2 protein-coding genes and 1 pseudogene are annotated in these 3,332 nt (G+C 60.2%); all 3 read right to left on the bottom strand.

Annotated features, from left to right (window positions below; all coding sequences use genetic code 11):
- Window positions 1-190: pseudogene (locus tag P3C39_RS32785) on the bottom strand (amidohydrolase); the annotation flags it as partial.
- A gap of 72 nt (window positions 191-262) precedes the next feature.
- Window positions 263-1,435, bottom strand: a complete 1,173-nt coding sequence (locus tag P3C39_RS32790) for a M20 aminoacylase family protein (RefSeq protein ID WP_275955464.1) — start codon at window positions 1,433-1,435, stop codon at window positions 263-265.
- Between the two features lie 248 nt (window positions 1,436-1,683).
- Window positions 1,684-3,168: an aldehyde dehydrogenase gene (locus P3C39_RS32795; RefSeq protein WP_210214661.1), complete on the bottom strand. Its 1,485-nt coding sequence runs from the start codon at window positions 3,166-3,168 to the stop codon at window positions 1,684-1,686.
- Window positions 3,169-3,332: the final 164 nt, after the last annotated feature.

Here is a 3,332-nt window from a genome sequence, read left to right on the forward strand (position 1 = left end):
TGATGACACCAACGACGCCGGTCCTGCCAATGCCGGTCACGACCTCGTCGCAGCCAAATTCGCGCAGGCGCTCGGCGACGAAGGCCGAAGTGCGGTGTTCATCAAAGCCCAGTTCGGGATGTGCGTGGATGTCGCGGCGATAGGCCACGATGTCAGGGAGGAGGTCGGCGACGCGATTGAGCACGGGCATGGGAGTTTCCTTCGTAGGAGAGGGGAAGCTCATTTGGCCAAGACGAGACCACTGGCCTATCTCGCGAACACCTCAAGCCTTGAGCGTGTTCTCCACGAGCTTGATCCAGAACGAAGTCCCGTACGGAATCGCCTCGTCGTTGAAATCATAGGCGGCGTGATGTAGTTGGGCGCTGTCGCCATTCCCGAAAATGACGTATGCACCCGGTCGCGCCTCCGCCATGAAGGAGAAATCTTCCCCTCCTAATACCGGAGGGGTCTCGTGCACATTGTCTTCACCAGCCACGTCCTTCGCCGCCCTGATCGCAAGCTCGGTCGGCGCGGCATGATTAAAAACGACGGCATCGCTGCTCTCGATCGTAAGATCTATCTTGGCGCCGGTGACCTGGGCGATGCCGGCGACCACCTCGCCGATGCGTTTCTTGACAAGCTGACGCACCTCGGGCTTCAGCGTGCGCATGCTGCCTCGCAGCTCTGCTGTCTGCGGAACTACTCTCTGCGTGGTGCCGGAATGGAATTCGTGGAACGAAAGCCCCGCCGATTCCAAGGGATCGACGTTCTGGGCTAAGACTTGCTGCAGGGCCGTGACAAGCTGAGCGCCCACTAATATCGAGTCGATGCATTTGTGCGGCCTCCCGGGATGGCCGCCAAGACCTTCGATTCTGATCTCGATGCTGTCCGTTGCCGCCCGCACCGGACCTTGCCGGATACCAAAGACACCAATCGGCAAGCCCGGAGCGTTGTGCATGCCAAAGACCTGATCGATTCCGAAGCGCTCCATCAGCCCGTCATCGAGCATCGCTTGCGCGCCTGTACCGACCTCTTCCGCGGGCTCGAATATCAAGACTGCAGTGCCGGCAAAATTCCGGGTTTCGGCAAGGTAGCGCGCCGCTCCCAATAACATCGCGGTGTGGCCGTCATGACCGCAGGCATGCATCAAGCCCTTGCTCTTGGAGGCATAGGGGAGACCGGTCCCTTCCTCAATTGGCAGCGCATCCATGTCAGCGCGCAAGCCGATGACCTTGAGATTGCCGTTGCTCATGGCCCTCTTACCCTTGATGACACCAACGACGCCGGTCCTGCCAATGCCGGTCACGACCTCGTCGCAGCCAAATTCGCGCAGGCGCTCGGCGACGAAGGCCGAAGTGCGGTGTTCATCAAAGCCCAGTTCGGGATGTGCGTGTATGTCGCGGCGATAGGCCACGATGTCAGGGAGGAGGTCGGCGACGCGATTGAGCACGGGCATGGGAGTTTCCTTCGTACGAGAGGGTAGGTTTGATGCTGGCTCGCCTCTTCGATGGGCGATCTTGGGAATGTTAATTTGAAGCGATATCGGCCTCCACATCCTCCAACTAGTTGTCGCCATCTTGGTCGAGCCTGAACACCATTTCGCCACTCCAACAATAAGTTTCTGCTATCGGTATCGAAGTGGAGGTCCATGCAATTAGAGCGAACGTACCGTTCGCCTCGGACACCTCAAATGAAACCACTCTCCTAGTTTCCTTGAGGTGGAAAGATTGATTTCACCTCAAGGAAAGCCGCCAGTCCCTCTGGCCCGAGTTCGCGACCAAGACCGCTGCCCTTGACCCCGCCGAAAGGCGCGTCGATATGGAGAGTGTAACGGTTGATGCCAACAACACCCGCCTCAATCCGGCGCGCAATCGCCATGCCTCGTTCGGCGTCGGACGTGAATACCGCCCCGCCAAGGCCGTATGTCGTGCCGTTGCAGATCGCGAGTGCCTCCTCTTCGTTGCCGTACGGGATCACTGACACCACCGGCCCGAAGATCTCCTCCTGGGCGATCCGCATTGCGCTGTCGACGTCGCGGAACACCGTCGGCTGGATGTAGTACCCGACGTCCAGGCCCTCCGGCCGGCCACCACCGGTTACGGTCTTCGCACCTTGCTCGCGTCCGGACGCGATGTAATCCTCGACGCGATCGCGCTGCCGCTTCGCCACTAGCGGGCCAACCTGCGTCGCGGGATCGAGCGGGTGGCCCACGACGAGAGCGGCCATTTTGCTTGCGATCCCCTCTACGACTTCGTCGTAGCGCGTGCGCGGAGCAAGCACCCGGGTGAGCGCATGGCAGATCTGGCCGCTGAACGGTATGCACGCGGGCGCAACCAGTGGGAGAAAGGTGTCGAGATGGGCGTCGTCGAGCAGCAGTGCCCCCGACTTGCCACCAAGCTCCAGCGTGAAACGCGCGAAGCGCTCGGCGCAGGCCAGCGCTACCTGGCGCCCGGCGTGCGTTGACCCGGTAAAGGACACCTTGTCGACACCCGGATGAGACGCGAGCAGCGCTCCTGTTTCGCGCCCACCGAAGACGATATTCACAACGCCCGGTGGAATGCCTGCCTCGTCCAGGGCTTCGGCAAGCAGGTATGAGTCCAGTGATGCTTCCGGTGGCGGCTTGATAATTGTCGTACAACCGGCAGCCATTGCCGGAGCCAGCTTCCAAGCGATGGCTCCCTGAGGGCCATTCCACGGCACGATCAATGCAGCAACACCTACCGGTTCTCTCCGAATGACCGTTCGCAACCCGTGTCCGATGCGCTCGGACTCGACTTCCAGCTGATCAGCGAGTTCAGCATAATAGTCGTAGTACTTCGATGTGCCACTTCCATTGGACTGCACGGAGGCTGCAAGGGGCATGCCAATCTGCGCGGTGACAATCGCGCCGAGTTGCTCGGCGCGATTGTCGATTGCACGGGCGAGCCTGCGCAAATAATTGGCTCGCTCCGATGCAGGCAACTGCGGCCAGCCGGAATTCCTAAACGCCTCCCGCGCGGCGTCTACTGCGGCAGAAACGTCGTCCTTGTCGCCATCGGGTATGGTCGCAAATTCCCGCTCATCCGCCGGATTCACGACCGGAATCCGGGCCGACGAGTGGGCCGGCCGGAGCTTCCCGTTGACATAGATATCGACGTGATCGCCGTTCATCAGGCCGATCGATCCGTCGTTTGTCGCTTTCATAGCCATGTCTCTTGCCACGTTGGTTGATCCTTCCAAAGGACTCAATCAGCTGTGTCCACCAACAGGACGCAGTTGCTATGCATCAACCTCGAGGTCGACGGCCGTTTGAACTGGATTTTTCTCCATACTGGCCTGCACAGCGCCAATGCTCTCGCGAACGATTGACAAAC

Source organism: Mesorhizobium sp. XAP4, assembly GCF_029269325.1.
Taxonomy (GTDB): Bacteria; Pseudomonadota; Alphaproteobacteria; order Rhizobiales; family Rhizobiaceae; genus Mesorhizobium; species Mesorhizobium ciceri.